We start from the raw sequence: 15,433 nt of genomic DNA, 5'->3' as shown, positions 1-15,433 counted from the left end.
TCCTCCCGGACGGACTACCCTGGCAGCCGCCCTCAGTCTTGTTTCAGGGGAGGGCCATCTTGCGCCAAAAGCAGGCGGCGCAATGCTGCCATACAGGCCAGCACTGCCAGTTTCTGGGTGTTGATCAGACGGATATAGCGGCGAAATGGTGGAAACCTGCCGACCACTTCGCTGGCGGCGAAAGGTTCTATCTCCACGCGCCAGCCTGCGGCATCGCCCAGCAGCTCGCAACGTTTGAAATCCAGCGGCATCAGTGCGGTGTGCAGGTCGGCATCCTGCTCCAGCTGCTGTCGCAAGGCAGCCAGCGCGTCGGCATCACCACGCTGCACACGGCAGGCAATGCCCTTGCGCCGCCAGTGGCCACGATGGCTGAAAGCCAGTCGGCAGGGCTGGATCGGAGCGGCCAGTGGCAACTGCAGGCTGAAGCGGCAGCTGACGGTATGCAGTAGCAACTGGCTGTCCACCACTTCGCTCACCAGCACGCTCCAGCTACTGCCGGGCAGTGCATAGCGGCGCTGGCCATCCTCTTCTCCCAGGTAGTCCAGCCCGCTCAGGTCTCGCTGCAGCCGCGCCAGGGTTGCCCCCGGCCGGTAGCCCTTGGGCAGCCGGGGGCGCAAGGCAAAATCAAGCGCTCGTTGCCACACGCTTCAGCTCCTCGTCGATCAGCGAGGCATGGCCACCCACCTTGCCGAACTCGGCAGTGAGAATGTCCTCCAGCGCCACGGCACGGAAGGGATTAACCTTCTGCACGCACACCGTCCACACCAGCGCATACAGCGCGGTCAGGCCCAGCATGATGCCAAAGGGCAGATAGATATCACGCGCATGCATACCCGGCGGGGTGATGTACCAGATGGCAATCAGAATGCCCACCGAGGACACGATCTGCGGCAGCGGAAACCACGGCGAACGATAGGCGCGCGGGAAATCAGGCCGGGTAAAGCGCAAGCGCGCCACCGCCAGATTGACCAGCAGATAAGCCACGCCCCAGGCACAGACGGCAGCCAGCACCAGCGGCATGATGCGGTCCAGGTCCCCCTGGATGAACCAGGCATGACTGCAGGGAATGATGACAGCCACCAGAATACCCAGCAGCGGGGTCTTGAAACGCGGATGCAGATAGGTGAAAGCACGCGGGAGCGCGCCATCGATGGCCATGCCGTACAGGATGCGCGGCAAGGCGGCAATCAGGGTATTGATGGTGGCTGCCCCGGCAAACAGCAGGCCGATGCCCAGCCAGATCTTGCCGAACGGGCCCATCACCTGGTCGGCAAAAGCGGGAATGGCCATCGGTGTATCCAGCAAATGCGGGCCGGCCGGATTTTTCGGGTCCATCGCCACATTGGCCACCTGATGCACCATGGCTGCGCCATAAATGGCCATGGTCACCGCCACGCCGGTCAGGCCCAAGCGGGCAGCACGCGGGATATTGCGGCCAGCGTTTTTCAACTCGGGAGCCAGTGGCGTCACCAGCTCGAAGCCGACAAACATGAACATGGCCATGCCGATCAGACTGAGCACGCCGCTGGGGTCGGACAGATCCAGCGGGTTGCCAAACCAGCCCTGCAGCGACACAGCCGGTGCCTTGATGAGGCCGATGACGCCGAATACCGTCAGCGTGGCCCACATCACGAAGGTGAGGATGATCTCTGCCTTGCCGAAAATGGTGATGCCCAGCGCATTGAGCAGGCCGAACAGGATGACCAGCCCCACCCCCACCATCCAGGAAGTACCGCTGTGCTCCATCATGGTGTTGAGGTGTTCGAAATTCACCAGCGCCATGATGCCGGACAGGATGGTTTCGGCAGTGCCGGCAAACACATGCACCAGCAGATAGGCGGAGATGGTGCCGGTGATGGCCCAGAAGCGCCCCAGACCACCGGAAATATAATCGTAGACCGCACCCGAGGTGGGCATCATCGATGCCGCTTCGGCAAAAGTGGTGGCCTGCGCCTGCATCATGATGAAGGCAATCAGCATGGCCAGGGCAAAGGTGCTGCCAGCCATGCCAAAACCGCTGGTAACGGTAAGGATGACCGGACTGGCCATCACCACGCCGACCGAACTGGCCAGCGCCACCGGAAAGCCCACCACCCCTTGCTGCAGGTGCTGGGTCAGTTTCTTCTCAATCGACATCTGGTTTCTCCTCCTGAAAATACGCTAACCATGGCAAAGTCAGCAGGGCAGCGGGCTGCTGGCCCGTCTGTGGCGCACCACTGCTTTCTTTCCCACGCTAAAGCCGGAAATCCTTGTTGTTATGGATGACTTCCGGCGAAGACCTGGCTGGCTGCGCCCGGCGCTGCCGCTTGCTGCTGTGCAAACAGTGCGCAGGCCAGTTCGGTACGATTGGATACGGCAAACTTGCGAAACAGGTGCAGCAAATGGGTCTTGACCGTGGCCAGACCAATATCCAGCTCACGGGCCATGCTCTTGTTACAGGCACCGGCACACAGCAGTCGCGCTATCTCGGCCTCACGCCCGGTGAGTGCCACCTGCGCGCCTGGCTCGCGGCCAGGCTGCAGGCAGGGCTCCAGCGCCATATCCAGCAGGCCGTAAACCTGCTGCAGCAACCGCAGCTCCTCGGCAGCAAAACCCTGCATGCGGCCCTGCCGTAGCAGCGAAAAACCGGCCACCACCCGCCCGCCACGACGCAGCAGGATTTCCACCACGTCCACCACCCGGCTGCTGGCCAGGAAGGGGCCGTAGCGGGATACCGGCTGCAAGGGTGCAGCCAGCACCTCGCCCAGAGCCACCACATTGCGTGGCTGTACGGCAAGCCGTGCCGGATGCAAGGGGTCGTGCTGCATGTAACGGCTGACATAGCGCTGATGCACCGCATCCGGCATGCTGCGCAGCACGAAGCCATGTGGCTGTTGCTGCCGGTTTACCCGATAAAAGGCGCAGGCGCTCAAGGGCAGCAAATCCTGCAGCACGTCCAGACTGCGTTGCAACTGCGGTTCCGTGGGTGCGGAGTCGACCAGAGTGTGCATGACAAGCCCCCCTCAGCAGGCAGAGGACGCACCGGCAAGCGCGCCCCCGGTCATCAGACAACTCAGGCGGCGTCGAAACCGGCCGCCAGTGCCGACACGATGGCATCGCACTCGGCCTGGCCAATCACCAGCGGTGGCGACAGGATGATCTTGGTGCCAACCGGGCGCACCAGAACACCAGCCTCACGGGCGATCTCGGCCACCTTGCCGGCATAGCCACCCATCGGGTCGATGGGTTCACGGGTTTGCTTGTCCTGTACCAGATCCAGCGCAATCATCAGGCCCTTGCCACGTACTTCGCCCACAGCGGCGTATTTGTCGGCAAACGGCTTGAGCTTGTTCAGCAAGTATTCACCCTGCACTGCCGCCTTGGCCGGCAGGTTTTCCTCACGCACGATCTTGAGGTTGGCAATGGCCGCTGCGCAGGCCACCGGATGGCCGGCATAGGTGTAACCATGCATGATGACGCCGCCAAAATCCTGGTTTTTAGCAAAGGCATCGGCTACGCGCTGGTTCACCACGGTGGCGCCCAGCGGCACATAACCGGAAGAAATGCCCTTGGCCAGGCACATGATGTCCGGCTTCACCCCCCACAGCCGGCTGCCAAACATGGAGCCGGAACGGCCAAAGCCGGTGACGATTTCATCGGCAATCAGCAGCACGCCGTACTTGTCGCACACGGCACGGATCAGCGGCCAGTAGCTGGCCGGCGGCACGATGACACCACCAGCGCCCTGGATGGGCTCGGCGATAAAGGCGGCCACGGTGTCCGGGCTCTGGAACTGGATTTCCCGCTCCAGCATCTGCGCGCACATCTGTGCCAGCTCTTCCGGATCATCCGTGAAGGGGTTGCGGTACAGCCACGGGGTTTCCACATGAAAGCAGCCTGGCAACAAGGGTTCGTAGTTGCGACGGAACACGGTATTGCCATTGACCGAAGCACCACCAAAATGCACGCCGTGGTAACCCTGCTTGAGCGAGATGAACTTGGTACGGTCTGGCTGACCGCAAACACGCCAGTACTGGCGGGCCAGCTTGAGTGCGGTTTCCACCGCATCCGACCCGCCAGAGCTGAAGCTGACGCGCGCCATGTCTTCCTGCTGCAGCATGTCGATGATGGTGGCGGACAGTTCTTCGGCGCGCGGGTGCGAAATACCGTCAAACAGCTGGAAGTACTCCAGCTCATCCAGCTGGGACACGATGGCCTGTTTGATCTCGGGGCGGTTGTGGCCGACGTTGACGTTCCACAATCCAGCCACGCCATCCACCAGTTTGCGGCCCTGGTCATCAAATACATGACAGCCTTCGCCACGCACGATACGGATGGGCTCGCGTTGCTTCATTTCATTGGGGTGCAGCATGGGGTGCCAGAAACGGGACTTGTCGTAAGACATGGTATTGCTCCTTTGAAGACAGTTCGTGGCCAGTCGTGGCCGACAAAATCTGAGACATCCCCCGGCTCTGCTTGCCTGTTTGCCAGCATCACGCGATGGATGGCCAGGCAGGAGCGGGGGTTCTACTGATTCAGTACGCGATGCAGACCGACTTGGTCTCGGTAAAGTTTTCCACTGCGCCGCGGCCGAATTCGCGGCCGATGCCGGACTGCTTGAAACCGCCAAACGGCAGGCTGGGGTCGAGTGGAATATGGCTGTTGACCCACACCGTGCCGGCCTGGATCTGCGGCACGATGTGCATGGCGGCGGACAGGTCGTTGGTCCACAGGCTGGCGGCCAGGCCATAGCGCGAGTCATTGGCCATGGCAACGGCTTCTTCGATGCTGTCAAAAGGCAGCGCCACCAGCACCGGGCCGAATACCTCTTCCTGCACGATGGTGCTGTGCTGTGCCGCATTGATCATGATGGTGGGCTTGACGAAGTAACCCGGCAGATCGGCCGCGCCGCCGCCTGCCAGAATGCTGGCACCTTCGCTGCGACCTGCCTCGATCAGCCGGCACACCGATTGCTGCTGCCGTGCCGACACCAGCGGATTGACCTGGGCGTTCAGGTCCAGCCCGCTGCCCAGCGTCATGCTGTTGGCGACGGCAGCCAGCCCCTCGACCACCTGGTTGAATTTGCTGCGATGGATGTACAGGCGCGAGGCCGCAGCGCACACCTGGCCCTGATTGAGGAAGCCGCCCATCAAGGCGCCCTGGATGGCCTTGTCGACATCGATGTCGCCCAGCATGATCATCGGGTTTTTGCCACCCAGTTCCAGCGAGAAACGGGTCATGTTGTCGATGGCAGCATGGCCAACGGTCTTGCCGATTTCGGTAGAGCCGGTAAAGGAAATCTTGCTGACCAGCGGGTGAGCTGCCAGCGCCTGACCGGCGCGGGAACCACGCCCGGTCAGCACATTCACCACTCCAGGCGGAATGCCGGCTTCCAGCGCCAGCTCGCCCAGGCGCAGTGCAGTCAGCGGGGTTTCGGTGGAGGGTTTGAGCACCACGGTACAGCCAGCCGCCAAGGCCGGCACCATCTTCCAGATGGCAATCATCAGCGGGAAATTCCACGGCACGATGCCGGCCACCACGCCAATTGGCTCGCGGCGGGTATAGGCGGTGTAGCGGGTGCCGGGTGGTACCGGAATCGACACATCCATGGTTTCGCCACCAAGCTTGGTAGCCCAGCCGGCCATATAGCGGACAAATTCGATGGCCGCGCCCACTTCGATGGCGCGTGAAATATGGATGGACTTGCCCTGATTCAGCGTTTCCAGCTGGGCCAGTTCCTCGGCATGGGCTTCCAGCACATCGGCCAGCTTCAGCAGAATGCGCTCGCGGTCAGCCGGGCGCAGGCCGGACCACACGCCAGAGCGAAAGGCGCGATGGGCGCTCTGCACCACGGCATCCACATCCTGTTCATTGCCATCCGCCACACTGGCGATCACCTGCCCTGTTGCCGGATTGCGCACCTCGCTGCGCTGGCCGGACAAGGCCGTAACCGAGCGGCCATCGATCAATAGCCCATGCTCCTTCTGCACAAATGCCGTTACTTGCGGCAGTACTGCCACCAGGTTTTGATCCATCACGCTTTACTCCTCAGTAGATGTGCCAATCGCTGCGGCCAGGCCAGCGCGCGCGGCAATGTGTTCTGATGTCCCCTTGGCGCCGCCCTAGCAGGCGTCCTCCCGAGGTATCTTGTTGCAGGTCAATATACGCGGCACTTTTTCGTGGGCTTATCCCAAATCGGCAAAGCCTGCAGCGACCTCGGCAGAAAGACAGGCCGGATGGACGAGCTTGAAAAACGGCTGCCTTGTTGCAGAGATGAAACAAGCAGCACGGCAACGCAAGCCTTGCCAGACAAGGCTTGGCTTGGTGCGGCATCCGCTGCGCCCTGTCAAATTAGATAATATGTTAAGTATTTTTTGCGGGTAGCAGACAAATCCCTGAAGATACGAAGGCAGGCCGAATTTGCTTTAAGCTGTTCGGCACGCCCAACCGGCAGAAGCGACACCAAGATGCCGCCCGCCATGTCCGCCCAGCGGTCAGCCATCACTAAGAAACGCCAATAGAGAAATGGAGTGGCCGGGCCCGCCCCGCCGCCAGAGAGACAATGCTTCAGGAGGTCCACCATGCTGGCCGAAATCCGTCATTTCAACGATGCACAGCACCATGCCGCCCATCTGCCCGGCTGGCAACAGGTTTACGACCAGATCAGCAGCGGCCGCTTTTGCAGCTCGCTATCGCTGTTGAACACCGGCCATCTGGAGGTGTTTCGCGAAGTACTCAACCAGCGCGTGGTGCAATATGGCCGTGCGCCAGCCAACATGGTGCACTTTGCCATCCCCATTCACGCCCCGCTGCCACTCACCCTGCAAGGGCGCTCGGTAGGCAGCCATGCCATTACCGCCTTGCGCAGCAATGAAGAATTCATCATGCACGTGCCACCAGCGGTGGACTCCATCCAGCTGTCGGTGCGCAACGAAGACCTGGCTGCACTGGCTCCGGAGTTTTACCAGCAGCTATCGGGCAAACGCCACTGGCAGCCGGTGATACAGGTGCGGCCGGAGCAACTGGCCACGACCCGCAGCACCTTGCTTGGCGTGTTCGAACAGGCGCTGGAAAACCCCGACCTGCTGGAGTTTGCCGGTAGCCAGAAACTGGTGCAGCACCAGTTGATCAGCCTGCTGCTGGACATGCTGCATGACAGTGTGCCGGAGCAGCGGCTGAATCTGACCTATGCCACGCATAGCGATATTGTGCGGCGCAGCCAGGCCATCGTGATGGATAGCAGCGACGAGCCGGTCACCGTGCTCGACCTGTGCCAGCAATTGCGCATCAGCCGGCGCACCCTGCAAAACAGTTTCCAGCTGATTGCCAACACCACACCGGTGGACTATCTGCGCTCGATCCGGCTCAATGCCGTGCGGCGCATGCTGCTGTCGCCCGAGCATGCTGCCCGGGGCATACGTGAAGCGGCCGGGTACTGGGGCTTTTACCATCTGGGCCACTTTGCCCGTGACTACCGCAAGCTGTTTTGCGAGTTGCCGTCGGACACCCGCAGCCGCGGCTTGCTGCAATAGCTAGGCATCAACTGTTGCGCCGACGGTAATCGCTGGGTTTGAGTCCGGTTTCCCGCAGGAAAAAGCGCGAGAAGTAAGCCGGGTCCTTGAAGCCCAGGTGATAGGCAATCTCGTTGACCGAACTGGCAGAAAAAATCAGCAGCCGCCGGGCTTCCTGCAGCAGGCGGTCGTGAATCAGCCGCTTGGACGGCAGGTCCGCCATGCGCCGGCATATGTCATTCAGCCGCGACTCGGTCACTCCCATGGCTTCGCCATAGCACCATAGCGACCAGTGCTCACGGTAATGTTGTTCGATCAGCGCATTGAAGCGGTGGAAGATTTGCAGATCTTCGCGGCGAAAGTGCGCGGTAGGCCCGGCATGCTGCGACAAGCGCAGGGCTGCTACCAGAATCAGCTGAGTCAGGCCCTGCATGGCCGCCTCCCTCCCCCGCCCCTCGCCCATGAACTCCTCGCTTAGCAGCCCCAGCAGCAAGGGCAGACGCTGGGCTGCCACCTCGTCTTGCAGTTCGACGCAGGCCGGCTGCATCAACCATGGCTCCAGTTGCGCTGCCGGGAGGGTGTGCAAGAGCAGGCGCACCAACTCCTGCCTGACCGTCAGCACAAAACCTTCGGCATCCGTCTCTGTGATAAAGGCATGCGGCACCGTGGGCGGGGTAAAGAAAAACAGCGGGGCCCGCGCCAGGTATTGCTGCTCTTCCAGATACAGGCGGATCTGCCCGCTGGCCAGATAATGCAGCTGGAAAAAGCGGTCGTGCCGATGCACCGGCATATTGCGGCCAAAGAATTCCGCCAGTTTGCCAAAGGCTTCGATATTGATGTCCGACTCGCCATAGCGGCTGTCATATACCTTGCCGATGTCGATATTGGGTATCGGTGTACGTCTGTTCTGCCCCATGTCCACTCCAGTGCATCGCTGTGCTGAAAATACTACAGCCATCCGGCCATGTCGGCTTTTGTACAGCCAGCATTTGCCACCGACACCAGCATTAAAGCTTAATCCATTTATTTTCATCAACTTAACTGAAAAATCCAGCATCAACCAGGCTTAAGTTATCAGCCAGTGCCATCCATATACTCATGGAAAGTACAGTTATTCGTCCAGAAAGTACTGCTTCACTGCCGGCATAGTGGCAGTCAGGGCAGCCGCTGGCCGGGTGGCTGCGTTGACAAACCCGTTAGCGCAACCGTATAAAGTTAACATATTAAATAAATGGCTAGCAGTCGCAGGCCATGCCCACGACAAGGAAGAGACCGATGAAGCAAGGCCGCATCGTGCTGGACCAGCAAGCCCGCCGCGTGACGCCGCTGGCCGCTGGCAAGCTGCTGCTGGACAACGGCAACCCACTGGCGGACCAGCCGCAATGGCTGGCACCCGTTACCGGCACCGTCTATGGCGTGGCACTGAACCACCGCAGCCTGCTGGACAAGCTGGAAGCCGACTTCCAGCAGCCGCCCTACCAGAAAGCCCCGGCCACGCCGGTGCTGTTCATCAAGCCACGCAATACCCACGCCGGCCACGGCTGCACCATCGCCCTGCCCACCCAGGCGGGCAAGGTGTTTGCCGGTGGTGCGATGGGTGTGGTGATTGGCAAGGTAGCCAGCAAGCTGACAGAACAACAGGCACTGGAGGTGGTGGCTGGCTACACCGTAGTGAATGAAATCAGCCTGGAAGAAAGCAGCTTCTACCGCCCGGCCGTCAAGGCCAAGTGCCGCGACGGCTTCTGCCCGATGGGGCCGTGGCTGGTGGATGCTGCTGCCCTCGACCCGCTGAACGTGGAAATCCGCAGCTACCTGAATGGCGAGCTGGCTGAAACCAACCACAGCCGCGACTGGCTGCGCTCCGTGCCGCAACTGATTGCCGCCCTCAGCCAGTTCATGACCTTGCAGCCGGGCGACCTGATCATCCCCGCCACCCCGCTGCGTCAACTGGAAATCCGCCCCGGCGACACCGTAGCCGTGGAGATAGCCGGCATTGGCCGCCTGGAAAACCACCTGATTGCCGAGGAGAGCACCCAATGAAACACGCCCGCATCCGCCTGCCCGGCGAGGCAGAGATTCATGCCGTTCTGGTGAATGACGACCACTCAGTACAACTGGCCGATGGCCGCCGCCTGGCCGAAGACGCTGTCGAATGGCTGCCACCAGCCGAAGGCACGGTATTCGCGCTGGGGCTGAACTATGCCGACCACGCCGCCGAACTGGCCTTCAAGGCGCCGACTGAGCCGCTGGTTTTCCTGAAGTCACCGGCCACGCTCACCGGCCACCGGCAGCTATCGGTACGGCCGGACAACATCACTTACATGCACTACGAGTGCGAGCTGGTGGTGATCATCGGCAAGACCGCCAAGAACGTCAGCCGTGAACAGGCGATGGACTATGTAGCCGGCTACAGCGTGTGCAATGACTACGCGGTGCGCGACTACCTGGAAAACTACTACCGCCCCAATCTGCGGGTGAAAAACCGCGACACCCTCACCCCGATAGGTCCGTGGTGGGTGGACCGCGACAACGTGGCCAACCCGGCTGCGCTCACCTTGCGTACCTGGGTGAATGGCGAGCTGCGCCAACAGGGCAACACCAGCGACATGGTGTTCGACATTCCCTTCCTTATCGAATACCTCAGCAGCTTCATGACCCTGTCCCCCGGCGACATGATCGCCACCGGCACGCCGGAAGGGCTGGCCGATGTGGTGCCGGGCGATGAGGTGATTGTCGAGGTGGAAGGGGTGGGCCGTCTGGTGAACCACATTGTCAGCGAGGCGCAATACGCAGCCCGCCAGGCACAAACCGTGTGAAACATTATCCGGCGCGGCCCGGTAGACGGCGCGCCTGCACAGGAGAACACAAGATGATCAAGCACTGGATCAATGGCCGCGAGGTCGAGAGCAAGCAAGTCTTTGAAACCGTCAACCCGGCCACCGGCGAAGTGATTACCGAAGTCGCCTCTGGCGGTGCCGACGAAATCAACGCCGCCGTGGCCGCCGCCAAGGAAGCCTTTCCCAAGTGGGCGGGCACCCCGGCCAAGGAGCGCGCCAAAATCATGCGTCGTCTGGGCGAGCTGATCGACCAGAACGTGCCGATGCTGGCCGAGCTGGAAACACTGGACACCGGCCTGCCCATCCACCAGACCAAAAACGTGCTGATTCCGCGCGCCTCGCACAACTTCGACTTCTTCGCCGAAGTGTGTACCCGCATGAACGGCCACAGCTATCCGGTGGACGACAGCATGCTCAACTACACGCTGTATCAGCCGGTAGGTGTGTGTGGCCTGGTGTCGCCGTGGAATGTGCCCTTCATGACCGCCACCTGGAAAACCGCGCCTTGCCTGGCGCTGGGCAATACCGCGGTGCTGAAGATGTCCGAACTGTCGCCGCTCACGGCCAACGAGCTGGGTCGCCTCGCGCTGGAAGCCGGTGTACCGCCCGGCGTGTTCAACGTGGTGCAGGGCTATGGCGCCACCGCAGGGGATGCGCTGGTACGCCACCCTGATGTACGCGCCGTGTCCTTTACCGGCGGTACCGCCACCGGCCAGCGCATCATGCAGAATGCCGGACTGAAGAAGTTTTCCATGGAGCTGGGCGGCAAGTCGCCAGTGCTGATTTTTGCCGATGCCGATCTGGACCGTGCACTGGATGCCGCGCTGTTCACCATCTTCTCGCTCAATGGCGAACGCTGCACCGCCGGCAGCCGCATCTTCATCCAGCGCCCGGTGTACGACAAGTTTGTCGAGGAATTCGCTGCCCGCGCCAAGCGCCTGAAGGTTGGTGATCCGCAAGACCCGACCACCCAGGTCGGCTCCATGATCACCCCGCAACACTACGACAAGGTCACCGGTTACATCCGCATCGGCATGGAAGAAGGTGCCCGGCTGGTGGCTGGCGGTCTGGAACGCCCGGCTGGTCTGCCCGCCCATCTGGCGCGCGGCAACTTCATCCAGCCCACGGTGTTTGCCGATGTGGACAACCGCATGCGCATTGCCCAGGAAGAAATCTTCGGCCCGGTCGTCTGCCTGATGCCGTTTGACGATGAAGCCGACGCGCTGCGCCTGGCCAATGATGTGGAATACGGCCTGGCGTCCTATATCTGGACCCAGGACATCGGCAAGGCGCACCGTCTGGCGCGTGGCATCGAGGCTGGCATGGTGTTCATCAACAGCCAGAATGTACGCGATCTGCGTCAGCCCTTTGGTGGCGTGAAGGCCTCCGGCACCGGGCGCGAAGGTGGTGAGTACAGCTTCGAGGTATTTGCCGAAATCAAGAACGTCTGCATTTCCATGGGCAGCCACCATATTCCGCGCTGGGGCCTGTGAACTTATCGCTACTAACAAAAACCCAGCTGCGGCGTTGCGCCTCCTAGCCGTACTACTTGTACTGTCTGCGTCGGCGCGCCTTGCATCAGGGACGCTGCGCTATTTTGTTAGCAGCTCTTAAGACAACAGTAAGACAACAGATGGTCAGGGCGCCACAGAACGCCCGGCCTCTTGGCAGTGGCACACATCAGCCCCACCGCCCTCACGACTACAAAGGAGACACACCATGGGACAACTCGCCCTGGCGGCCAAGATCACGCATGTGCCGTCGATGTATTTATCCGAACTGCCCGGCCAGCATCAGGGCTGCCGTCAGGCCGCCATCGACGGCCACAAGGAAATCGGCCGCCGCTGCCGCGAACTGGGGGTAGACACCATCGTGGTGTTCGACACCCACTGGCTGGTGAATTCCGGCTATCACGTCAATTGCGCCCCGGCGTTTGAAGGGGTCTACACCTCCAACGAACTGCCGCACTTCATCAAGAACCTGCCCTATGCCTACCCCGGTAATCCGGCGCTGGGTCAGTTGCTGGCCGATGCCGCCACCAAGGCCGGCGTGCATACCCGCGCCCATGACGCCACCACGCTGGCACTGGAATACGGCACGCTGGTGCCGATGCGCTATATGAATCCCGACCAGCATTTCAAGGTGGTGTCGGTGTCCGCCATGTGCACGGTACACAGTCTGGCCGACAGCGCCCGCCTGGGCATGGCCATGCGTCAGGCGGTGGAAGAACAGTACGAGGGCAAGGTGGCGTTTCTGGCCAGCGGTTCGCTATCGCACCGCTTTGCCCAGAACGGCGTGGCCGAGCAATACCTGCACAAGGTATGGAGCCCCTTCCTGGAAAGCTTCGACCACGATGTGGTGGCCATGTGGCAGCGCGGCGACTGGAAAACCTTCTGCGCCATGCTGCCGGAGTATGCGGAAAAGTGCCATGGCGAAGGCTTCATGCACGACACCGCCATGCTGCTGGGCGCGCTGGGCTGGGACGAATACCAGGGCAAGGCCGAGGTGATCACGCCTTACTTTGGCAGCTCCGGCACCGGCCAGATCAACGTGGTACTGCCGGTCTGATCCAGCCATCCCGCACGGCCAGTCCTGCCCCGGCAGGCTGGCCGTTTTTCCCCGGAGGATTCCATGCCGCACTTCATCGTCGAATGTACTGACAATATTCGTGAGCAAGCCGACCTGCCCGGCCTGTTCGAAAAAGCCCATGCCTACCTGATTGGCACCGGTCTCTATCCGGTGGCCGGCATCCGCAGCCGCGCCATCTGGCTGGACACCTGGCGCATGGCCGATGGCGAGGCTGACTACGCCTTTGTCCACATGAGCCTGAAAATCGGCCACGGCCGCACTTTTGAAGAGCGCGAGCGCACCGCGCAGGGCTTGTTTGCACTGATCAAGGAACACTTCGCGCCGCTGTTTGATGCCCGCTATCTGGCGCTCACCTTCGAACTGAGCGAACTGGATGCCAAGCTCAGCTACAAGCACAACAACGTCCATCAACGCTTCAGATAAGCCAATATGCATACCGTTAGCCATGCACAGCAGCAGGTGCGGCTGATCTTGCTGCTGGGGGTACTGGTGGCCTTTGGTCCGCTATCCATCGACATGTACCTGCCCGCCCTGCCCACCATCGCGGCAGACCTGTCCGCACCGGTAGCGCGCATCCAGCTGACCATCGGCGGTTTTCTGGCTGGCTTTTGCGGCGGCATGTTGCTGTACGGCCCGCTGTCCGACCGCTATGGCCGCCGCCCGGTATTGCTGACCGGCCTCAGCCTGTATCTGGCCGCCAGCCTGGCTTGCGCTGCGGCGCAAAGCGCAGAGCAACTGATTGCCCTGCGTGTGCTGCAGGCCATGGGTGGAGGGGCGGCCACGGTGATGGCGCGTGCCATCGTGCGTGATGCCTTTCCGCTGAGCGAGGCCAGCCATGTGCTGACCCTGATGCAGCAGATCACCATGATCGCTCCCTTGCTGGCCCCGCTACTGGGTGGCTGGCTGTTGCTGCTGGCCGGTTGGCGCAGCCTGTTTTTGCTGCTTGCGGTGATTGGCGCCATCTGCCTTGGCGTGGTGACGCTGCGCCTGCCGGAAAGCCACCCGCCCAGCGGGCGTCATGACATCACGCTGGCCAAGGCCTTCCGTGCCTATGGCCACCTGCTGCGAGACCTGCCCACCATGGGCTATAGCCTGGCGCTGGGCCTGAGTTTTGGCGCGATGTTCGCCTACATCACTGGTTCGCCCTTTGTTTACATCCAGTACTTTGGCATGGCACCCCAGCATTACGGCTATCTGTTCGGGTTGAATATCGTCGCCATCGTGCTGTTCAGCCTGCTCAACCACCAGCTGCTGCAGCGCCATGCCATCGACACCCTGTTGCAGTGGCAATGCGGCGTGGTGGCCCTGGCCGGGCTGGCACTGTGGCTGCTGGGCGGGCACAGCCTGTGGCTGACCGTGTTGCCACTGCTGTTCAGCGTGGGCATGACCGGCAGCATCGGCCCCAATGCCATGGCGCGGCTGCTGCAACTGCACGCCGACCGTGCCGGTGCGGTGATGGCGCTGGCGGTATCCGGCCAGTTTGGCTGCGGCATGCTGGCCAGTGCGCTGGTGGCCAGCCTGTTCGATAGCAGCCCGCGCGCCATGAACCTGCTGGTAATGGCCTGCGGAGTCGCTGCCTGGCTATGCCTGCAATTGATCCGCCTTCCCCTGAGGCAGAAATGAACCCCATGCAAAGCGAACCTCTTTCCCTGCTGCGCGAGCAAGCCTATATCAATGGCCAGTGGTTGCCCGGCAGCCGCCGCTTTGCCGTGCGCAATCCGGCCAGTGGCCAACTATTGGCCGAAGTTGCCGATCTGGATGCGCAGGACACTCGCGCCGCCATTGCCGCCGCCCATGCGGCCTTGCCCGCCTGGCAAGCGCTCAGCGCCAAACAGCGTGCCGCCATCCTGCAGCGCTGGCATGCGCTGATCCTGCAACACCAGCAGGAACTGGCCGATCTGATCAGCCAGGAACAAGGCAAGCCACCCGCCGAGAGCCTGGGCGAAATCGCCTACGGTGCCAGTTATATCGAGTGGTTTGCCGAAGAAGGAAAGCGCGTCTACGGCGAGGTGATTCCCAGCCCCTTTACTGACAAGCGGCTGCTCACCATCCGTCAGGGCATCGGCGTAGTGGCTGCCATCACGCCGTGGAATTTCCCGCACGCCATGATTACCCGCAAGGTAGCCCCGGCGCTGGCGGCAGGCTGCACGGTGGTGCTGAAACCGGCCGCCGAAACGCCCCTGTCCGCACTGGCACTGGCGGCACTGGCCGAGCAGGCTGGCCTGCCACCCGGCGTATTCAATGTCGTGACCGGCAGCGACGCCGTGGCTATCGGCGGCGAGCTGACCAGCAATCCGCTGGTGCGGGCGCTCAGCTTCACCGGCTCCACCGCCGTGGGCAAATTGCTGATGCGCCAATGCGCCGACACAGTGAAAAAGCTGGGGCTGGAGCTGGGCGGCAATGCGCCCTTCATCGTATTCGACGATGCCGATCTGGACGCAGCGGTGCAGGGCGCGCTGTTTGCCAAGTTCCGCAACAGCGGCCAGACCTGCGTCTGCGCCAACCGCCTGCTGGTAC

15 protein-coding genes are annotated in these 15,433 nt (G+C 61.9%); 8 read left to right on the top strand and 7 right to left on the bottom strand.

The window, feature by feature from the left end; translation table 11 throughout:
- Nucleotides 1–32 precede the first annotated feature (32 nt).
- The 6 genes from EAY64_RS00575 to EAY64_RS00550 all read right to left on the bottom strand — a co-directional run bounded on the left by EAY64_RS00575 (nucleotide 33) and on the right by EAY64_RS00550 (nucleotide 6,562).
- Complete coding sequence (locus EAY64_RS00575; protein WP_103522844.1) at nucleotides 33–644, bottom strand: DUF3156 family protein; 612 nt, start codon at nucleotides 642–644, stop codon at nucleotides 33–35.
- Nucleotides 625–2,136, bottom strand: a complete 1,512-nt coding sequence (locus EAY64_RS00570; RefSeq protein WP_103522843.1) for an APC family permease — start codon at nucleotides 2,134–2,136, stop codon at nucleotides 625–627. The genes EAY64_RS00575 and EAY64_RS00570 overlap by 20 nt, the downstream gene beginning before the upstream one ends.
- A gap of 119 nt (nucleotides 2,137–2,255) precedes the next feature.
- Nucleotides 2,256–2,990 (bottom strand): helix-turn-helix transcriptional regulator, encoded by a 735-nt coding sequence (locus tag EAY64_RS00565; protein ID WP_103522842.1) that lies wholly within the window; start codon nucleotides 2,988–2,990, stop codon nucleotides 2,256–2,258.
- Nucleotides 2,991–3,052: 62 nt separating this feature from the next.
- Nucleotides 3,053–4,384 carry an aspartate aminotransferase family protein gene (locus EAY64_RS00560; protein WP_103522841.1) on the bottom strand — a complete coding sequence of 444 codons (1,332 nt, stop codon included), beginning with the start codon at nucleotides 4,382–4,384 and terminating at the stop codon, nucleotides 3,053–3,055.
- Nucleotides 4,385–4,514: 130 nt separating this feature from the next.
- Nucleotides 4,515–6,014 carry an aldehyde dehydrogenase family protein gene (locus tag EAY64_RS00555; RefSeq protein ID WP_103522840.1) on the bottom strand — a complete coding sequence of 500 codons (1,500 nt, stop codon included), beginning with the start codon at nucleotides 6,012–6,014 and terminating at the stop codon, nucleotides 4,515–4,517.
- A gap of 311 nt (nucleotides 6,015–6,325) precedes the next feature.
- Nucleotides 6,326–6,562: a hypothetical protein gene (locus tag EAY64_RS00550; RefSeq protein WP_103522839.1), complete on the bottom strand. Its 237-nt coding sequence runs from the start codon at nucleotides 6,560–6,562 to the stop codon at nucleotides 6,326–6,328.
- Between EAY64_RS00550 and EAY64_RS00545 the strand changes: the two genes are divergently transcribed.
- Nucleotides 6,561–7,511 (top strand): helix-turn-helix domain-containing protein, encoded by a 951-nt coding sequence (locus tag EAY64_RS00545; protein ID WP_103522838.1) that lies wholly within the window; start codon nucleotides 6,561–6,563, stop codon nucleotides 7,509–7,511. The two genes, EAY64_RS00550 and EAY64_RS00545, sit on opposite strands and share 2 nt — an antisense overlap.
- A 7-nt stretch (nucleotides 7,512–7,518) precedes the next feature.
- Here the strand turns inward: EAY64_RS00545 and hpaA are convergent, their stop codons facing one another.
- Nucleotides 7,519–8,406 carry a 4-hydroxyphenylacetate catabolism regulatory protein HpaA gene (gene hpaA / locus EAY64_RS00540; protein WP_103522837.1) on the bottom strand — a complete coding sequence of 296 codons (888 nt, stop codon included), beginning with the start codon at nucleotides 8,404–8,406 and terminating at the stop codon, nucleotides 7,519–7,521.
- 359 nt (nucleotides 8,407–8,765) lie between these two features.
- On the opposite strand from hpaA, the gene EAY64_RS00535 reads away from it, so the two are divergent.
- From EAY64_RS00535 to EAY64_RS00505, 7 genes are all read left to right on the top strand, one after another.
- Nucleotides 8,766–9,530: a fumarylacetoacetate hydrolase family protein gene (locus EAY64_RS00535; RefSeq protein WP_103522836.1), complete on the top strand. Its 765-nt coding sequence runs from the start codon at nucleotides 8,766–8,768 to the stop codon at nucleotides 9,528–9,530.
- Nucleotides 9,527–10,306, top strand: a complete 780-nt coding sequence (locus EAY64_RS00530) for a fumarylacetoacetate hydrolase family protein (protein WP_103522835.1) — start codon at nucleotides 9,527–9,529, stop codon at nucleotides 10,304–10,306. Before EAY64_RS00535 ends, EAY64_RS00530 begins: the two co-directional genes overlap by 4 nt.
- A 53-nt stretch (nucleotides 10,307–10,359) precedes the next feature.
- The gene (hpaE, locus tag EAY64_RS00525) at nucleotides 10,360–11,820 is read left to right on the top strand and encodes a 5-carboxymethyl-2-hydroxymuconate semialdehyde dehydrogenase (protein ID WP_103522834.1); all 1,461 of its coding nucleotides are present in this window, start codon (nucleotides 10,360–10,362) and stop codon (nucleotides 11,818–11,820) included.
- A 226-nt stretch (nucleotides 11,821–12,046) separates the two neighbouring features.
- The gene (gene hpaD, locus EAY64_RS00520; RefSeq protein WP_103522833.1) at nucleotides 12,047–12,895 is read left to right on the top strand and encodes a 3,4-dihydroxyphenylacetate 2,3-dioxygenase; all 849 of its coding nucleotides are present in this window, start codon (nucleotides 12,047–12,049) and stop codon (nucleotides 12,893–12,895) included.
- Nucleotides 12,896–12,958: 63 nt separating this feature from the next.
- Complete coding sequence (locus EAY64_RS00515; protein ID WP_059285042.1) at nucleotides 12,959–13,339, top strand: 5-carboxymethyl-2-hydroxymuconate Delta-isomerase; 381 nt, start codon at nucleotides 12,959–12,961, stop codon at nucleotides 13,337–13,339.
- Nucleotides 13,340–13,345: 6 nt separating this feature from the next.
- Complete coding sequence (locus EAY64_RS00510; RefSeq protein WP_103522832.1) at nucleotides 13,346–14,539, top strand: Bcr/CflA family multidrug efflux MFS transporter; 1,194 nt, start codon at nucleotides 13,346–13,348, stop codon at nucleotides 14,537–14,539.
- A 5-nt stretch (nucleotides 14,540–14,544) separates the two neighbouring features.
- On the top strand, nucleotides 14,545–15,433 hold an 889-nt coding region (locus tag EAY64_RS00505), incomplete at its 3' end, for an aldehyde dehydrogenase family protein (RefSeq protein ID WP_122081940.1).

The sequence above is a fragment of the Aquitalea palustris genome (assembly GCF_003693445.1).
Taxonomy (GTDB): domain Bacteria; phylum Pseudomonadota; class Gammaproteobacteria; order Burkholderiales; family Chromobacteriaceae; genus Aquitalea; species Aquitalea palustris.
This window is presented reverse-complemented; position numbering and strand designations above follow the sequence as displayed.